Origin of the sequence: Streptomyces sp. NPDC047072, assembly GCF_040643855.1 — a bacterium.
Classification (GTDB): domain Bacteria; phylum Actinomycetota; class Actinomycetes; order Streptomycetales; family Streptomycetaceae; genus Streptomyces.
Map to the genome: position 1 here is coordinate 37,182 of NZ_JBEYVC010000081.1, position 6,161 is coordinate 43,342.

The window sequence follows — 6,161 nt, forward strand, 5'->3', positions numbered from 1 at the left end:
GCGCCGCCCTACTCTTGTTTCCCATGCACTTCACGTACGACGAGGTCGGCGCGACCCGTCAGCAGGGCTACTGCCCGCCCGGCTTCCACTCCCTACACGTCCGCTCCCGCATAGGCGAGGGCGAGGCCGTCTTCCAGGCGGCCTCCGAAGCGGTCCTCACCTGGGAGATGCACCGCGCGATGGGCGTGGGCATCGAAGCGACGTCCCCCCGCGCGGCCCCCGACGTAGACGTGACGGTCACCCTCGCGGGCCTCATCAAGGCCCCTTGCCGAGTGGTCTGGACCGTGGAGGAACACCGCCGCACGGGTTGGGCCTACGGCACCCTCACCGGCCACCCCGAATGCGGCGAGGAATCCTTCATGGTCGACCGCACCGGCGACGGCACGGTCTGGCTCACGGTGTCCGCCTTCAGCAAGGCGGCGAAGTGGTACGCGCGGGCGGCGGGGCCGGCTACGCGGGGGTTGCAGCACGCGTACGCGCGAAGGTGCGGAACGGTCCTGCGGAAGCTGTGCGGCGGGGAGGACGCGGGCTGAGCCCACGCCCTCCGGCGGCCCTCCGCCATCACCGCATCAACACCCCAGCCCCCTCCACCGCCTCCTCCGAAGGCACCGCCACCACCCCCAACTCCGCCCCCGACGCCAGCAGTCGGTGGGACGGGAGGATGCGGATCGTGTAGCCGAAGGGGCCCGTGCGGTCCAGGGAGAGGGGGCCCTCGTAGAGCCAGCGGCCCTCCTCGTCCGGGCCCGACGTCGGTTTGAGGGCGATCGTCGCCGGGTCCGTGATGCGGTCCTCCTCGTCCACGCGGCCCGAGGCCGCCTGGATCTCCACGTCGTCGGGGGTGAGGGCGCCGAGGCCTACGCGGACTCGGAGGCCCAGGGTGGTGCCGAGTTCCGCCGTCGCCAGAGGGGTCGTCGTCTCCACGTGGTCGACGGTGACGTCGTGCCAGGACGCCCGTACCCGGGACTTCCAGGAGGCGAGTTCGCGGGCCGTGTCCTGGGTCATCGTGCGGTGGGCGTGGGCCGCGGGGGCGTAGAGACGCTCCACGTACTCGCGGACCATCCGGCCCGCCAGGACCTTCGGGCCCAGCAGGGTGAGGGTCTGGCGGACCATCTCGATCCAGCGGTCCGGCAGGCCCTGCTGACCGCGCTCGTAGAAGCGCGGCGCCACCCGCTGCTCCAGCAGGTCGTACAGCGCGTCCGCCTCGATGTCGTCCCGGCGGTCCGCGTCCGTGCCCGCGCCGTCCGCCGTCGGGATCGCCCAGCCGAAGTCCGGCTGGAACCATTCGTCCCACCAGCCGTCCAGGACGGAGAGGTTGAGGCAGCCGTTCAGCGCCGCCTTCATACCGGACGTGCCACAGGCCTCCAGCGGCCGGAGCGGGTTGTTCAGCCAGATGTCGCAGCCCGGGTAGAGCTTCTGCGCCATCGCCATGCCGTAGTCGGGCAGGAAGACGATGCGGTGGCGGACCCGCGGGTCGTCCGCGAACCGGACCAGCTCCTGGACCAGGCGCTTGCCGCCGTCGTCCGCCGGGTGCGCCTTGCCCGCCACCACGATCTGGATCGGGCGTTCGGGGTGCAGCAGCAGGTCCATCAGCCGGTCCCGGTCGCGGAGCATGAGGGTCAGTCGCTTGTACGACGGGACCCTGCGGGCGAAACCGATCGTCAACACGTCGGGGTCCAGCACCCCGTCGATCCAGCCCAACTCCGCGGTACCGGCGCCCCGTTGCCGCCAGGACGCCCGAAGCCGCTCGCGCACCTCGGCCACCAGCTTCTCGCGCAGCACCCGCCGCAGCTCCCAGATGTCCTGGTCGGGGATGTCGCCGACCGCGTCCCAGCGGTCCGAGCCGCCCACGGTCAGCGCGTCCTCGGTGCGCTGGGCGCCGATCTGCCGGGCGCCGAGCCGGAAGACCTCGGGGGCGACCCAGGTCGGCGCGTGCACACCGTTCGTCACGGAGGTGATCGGCACCTCCTCGGGGTCGAATCCGGGCCAGAGTCCGGAGAACATCTCCCGGCTGACCTGACCGTGCAACAGCGAGACCCCGTTGGCGCGTTGGGCGAGCCTGAGGCCCATCACGGCCATGTTGAAGAGGTTCGGCTCGCCGCCCGGGTAGGTCTCCATGCCCAGACCCAGGATGCGTCCGACGTCCATGCGCGGGAGTTCGGCGTCGGCGCCGAAGTGCCGGGCGACCAGTTCGCGGTCGAAGCGGTCGATGCCGGCCGGGACGGGCGTGTGTGTGGTGAAGACCGTGCCCGCGCGCACCGCCTCCAGACCGGCGTCGAAGTCCAGCCCCTGGTCGCAGAGTTCGGCGATCCGCTCCAGGCCGAGGAAGCCGGCGTGGCCCTCGTTGGTGTGGAAGACCTCGGGTTCGGGGTGGCCGGTGAGCCGGCAGTACGTCCGTACGGCCCGGACGCCCCCTATGCCGAGCAACATCTCCTGGAGCAGCCGGTGTTCGCTGCCGCCGCCGTAGAGCCGGTCGGTCACCCCGCGTTCGCCGAGGTCGTTCTCCTCGACGTCGGAGTCCAGCATCAGCAGGGGCACACGGCCCACTTGGGCGAGCCAGATGCGGGCGTGCAGCTGCTTCCCACCGGGCGCGCCGGGGAGGGCGAGGGAGACCTGGGCGGGGCTGCCGTCGGCCTCCTCCAGGAGGGCGACGGGGAGTTCGTTGGGGTCGAGGACCGGATAGTGCTCCTGCTGCCAGCCGTCCCGGGACAGGGACTGGCGGAAGTAGCCGTGGCGGTACAGGAGTCCGACGCCGATCAGCGGGACGCCGAGGTCACTGGCCGCCTTCAGATGGTCGCCGGCCAGGATGCCGAGCCCGCCGGAGTACTGCGGAAGGGCGGCGGTGATGCCGAACTCGGGCGAGAAGTAGGCGACGGCGGCGGGCAGTCCAGCGCTCTGGGCCTGGTACCAGCGCTCGCCGGTGACGTAGTCGGACAGGTCGTCGGCGGCCGCGGTGAGCCGGCGCAGGAAGCGGCGGTCCTCGGCGAGTTCGGCGAGCCGCGCCGGGCGCAGACTGCCGAGCAGCCGTACCGGATCACCGCCCGAGGCGGCCCAGCGCTCGGGGTCGACGGACTGGAAGAGGTCGCGGGTCTCCGCGTGCCAGGACCAGCGCAGGTTGCGCGCCAGGTCGCTGAGCGGCCGCAGGGGCTCGGGGAGGACGGGCCGGACGGTGAATCGACGGATAGCTTTCACTGGCCACCTCGTCAGGCGTGCGGAAAGGGCGGAAGGGACGCACCGCGATGTGTGTCCCGTCGTCACCCTCGACCGTATCCGCGTCGGGGGCCCCGTAACCACGGCGCGGTTCCGGGCAGAACATCGCAGAAGCCCGTCCGAAAATCACCGCAACCTCTCCACATCTCTCATAGCGGATATGGCCGATTCCGCCCCCGTAGGCGTCCTTGTGGCGTTTCGGTCCACACGAGAGGCTGCCAGTGGCGTACCGGCCGACGTCGAGTGCAACCGGGGGACCGCGGCCGCCGTACGCCGACCAGAGGAGGGGAATTCACGCCATGGCACGGACGCGAACACGGCGTCTGCGCTGGCTGGGGGGCCTGACGGCGGTGACCTGCGTCGCCGCGCTTTCGGCCATCACCCCGCCCGCGCACGCCGTACCGGAGGGGCGGATACTCGGGGCCGGAGACCCCGGTTCCGTCAGCGGAAGTTACCTGGTGACACTCAAGGGGGGAACGAGGGCTCCGTCGGCGACCGGAAAGGGCCTCGCCGAGAAGTACGGGGCGAAAATAAGCCATACCTACGGCACGGTCCTGAACGGCTACGCGATCCGGGCGGACGAGAGACAGGCCCGGCGCCTGGCCGCGGACCCGCAGGTCGCCGCGGTCGTCCAGGACACCCGGGTGACGCTGGAGGGCACCCCACTGGAGCGCACCCGCGTGGAGCGCGCCCGTCCGGAGCGCACCCAGAAGAACCCGCCGTCCTGGGGCCTGGACCGCATCGACGAACCGGGCCTGCCGCTCGACAGGAACTACAGCTGGCCGGAGTCCGCCGGTGCCGGAGTGACGGTGTACGTGATCGACACCGGCATCCGGATCACCCACAAGGACTTCGGCGGCCGCGCGAGCTACGGCCGGGACTTCGTCGGCGACGACGGGTCCGCCGGGGACGGCAACGGCCACGGCACCCATGTCGCGGCCACCGTCGCGGGCACCAAGTACGGCGTCGCGAAGAAGGCGAAGGTGGTCGCCGTACGCGTCCTGGACGACAAGGGCTCGGGCACGACCTCGCAGGTCATCGCCGGGATCGACTGGGTCACCAAGAACGCCCGGAAACCGGCGGTGGCCAATCTCAGCCTGGGCGGCTACCGCAACAGCCAGCTGGACGCGGCCGTCCGCACCTCGATCGCGTCCGGTGTGACGTACGCGGTCGCGGCGGGCAACGACGGACTGCCGGCCTCGCTCTACTCGCCCGCGGACGTACCGCAGGCGATCACGGTCGGCGCGAGCGACACCAAGGACGCCCGGCCGGGCTTCTCCAACTACGGCTCCGCCCTGGACCTGTTCGCGCCGGGGGTCTCCATTACCTCGGCGGGGATCACCGGTGACACCGCCAAGGCGACCTATTCCGGTACGTCGATGGCGACCCCGCATGTCGCGGGCGCGGCGGCGCTGTATCTCGCCGACCGCCCGAAGGCCACACCGGCACAGGTGGGCAAGGCACTTGTCGGCCTGGCCACGACCGGGAAGATGTCCGGGCGTGGCGCCGGATCACCGGACAAAATCCTGCGAGTGCCGGGATCGTAGGGGAAGCGTCCGCAGACCGGCCCCGTTCGGCCTGAACGGGGCCGGTCTTGTGCGTAGACATACGCGTGAGTAGTTAACAAAGTGCCGGATTGCCCACCCGAATAGGGTGGGAAGGAACCTCCGGTACCACCCCCCGCAGGCCCCCTCCCCCACTGCCATCCGCCCACCCACGTTGACGCGGACAGGAGCGGTCATGCCCGCCACGCACCACTCGTCAGCACCCCCGACATCCAGCACCGGGGAATCCCCCACGCATCCCGTCGAGACCGGACCACCGGCCACGGAGCGATCCTCCGCGAGCGGAACCCCGGCCAACGGCCACACAGAGAGCCCGGCCGTCGAGCCCGCGGCGGCCCCGGCCATCGGCCGCATACCCGTCCTCGACGTCCGCCCCGTGGTCCAGCGCGGCCACCGGCCCGCCAAGGCCGTCACCGGCGAGACGTTCGAGATCTCGGCCACCGTCTTCCGCGAGGGCCATGACGCCGTCGCCGCCAACGTCGTACTGAAAGACCCGCGGGGTCGCCCCGGCCCGTGGACGCCGATGCGGGAGCTGGCTCCGGGCACCGACCGCTGGGGAGCCACTGTTACGGCCGGCGAACCGGGGTACTGGACGTACGCCGTGGAAGCGTGGGGCGATCCCGTCACCACCTGGCGGCACCACGCCCAGATCAAGATCCCGGCGGGCATGGACACCGAGCTGGTCCTGGAGGAGGGCGCGCGATTGTACGAGCGGGCCGCCACCGAGGTACCGAAGAAGGGCAAACGGCAGATCCTGCGCGCCGCGGTCGACATCCTCAGGGACGAGACCCGCCCCGCGGCCGCCCGCCTCGCCGCCGCCCTGACCCCGGAGGTGGACGAGGTGCTCGCCCGCCATCCGCTGCGGGAGCTGGTCACGTCGTCGGAGACGCTGCCGCTGCTCGTGGAGCGCGAACGCGCCCTGTACGGCTCCTGGTACGAGTTCTTCCCCCGCTCCGAGGGCACGCCCGAGCAGCCCCACGGCACCTTCCGCACCGCCGCCCGCAGACTCCCCGCGATCGCGGCGATGGGCTTCGACGTGGTCTACCTGCCCCCGATCCACCCGATCGGCACGACGTTCCGCAAGGGCCGCAACAACACCCTCACGCCGGGCCCGGAGGATGTCGGGGTGCCGTGGGCGATCGGCTCCCCCGAGGGCGGCCACGACGCCGTGCACCCGGCACTCGGCACCATCGAGGACTTCGCCTGGTTCGTCGAGCAGGCGCGGCACCAGGGTCTGGAGATCGCCCTGGACTTCGCGCTCCAGTGCTCCCCGGACCATCCCTGGGTGCAGAAGCATCCGGAGTGGTTCCACCACCGCCCGGACGGCACCATCGCCTACGCCGAGAACCCGCCGAAGAAGTACCAGGACATCTACCCGATCGCCTTCGA

4 protein-coding genes are annotated in these 6,161 nt (G+C 71.4%); 3 read left to right on the forward strand and 1 reads right to left on the reverse strand.

Features of this window, described 5'->3' with window-relative positions:
- Positions 1 to 23: 23 nt before the first annotated feature.
- Complete coding sequence (locus tag ABZ896_RS29585; protein ID WP_360935731.1) at positions 24 to 533, forward strand: DUF1990 domain-containing protein; 510 nt, start codon at positions 24 to 26, stop codon at positions 531 to 533.
- A gap of 28 nt (positions 534 to 561) precedes the next feature.
- On the opposite strand, the gene ABZ896_RS29590 is transcribed toward ABZ896_RS29585, so the two are convergent.
- Positions 562 to 3,189, reverse strand: a complete 2,628-nt coding sequence (locus ABZ896_RS29590) for a glycosyltransferase family 1 protein (RefSeq protein WP_360935734.1) — start codon at positions 3,187 to 3,189, stop codon at positions 562 to 564.
- Between the two features lie 317 nt (positions 3,190 to 3,506).
- On the opposite strand from ABZ896_RS29590, the gene ABZ896_RS29595 reads away from it, so the two are divergent.
- Together ABZ896_RS29595 and ABZ896_RS29600 are read left to right on the forward strand one after the other, a co-directional pair.
- A complete protein-coding gene (locus ABZ896_RS29595; RefSeq protein ID WP_360935736.1) occupies positions 3,507 to 4,754 on the forward strand; it encodes a S8 family peptidase in 1,248 nt (415 codons plus the stop codon).
- A 193-nt stretch (positions 4,755 to 4,947) separates the two neighbouring features.
- Positions 4,948 to 6,161 (forward strand): maltotransferase domain-containing protein (locus ABZ896_RS29600; protein ID WP_360935739.1); only part of this gene is annotated, 1,214 nt, incomplete at its 3' end.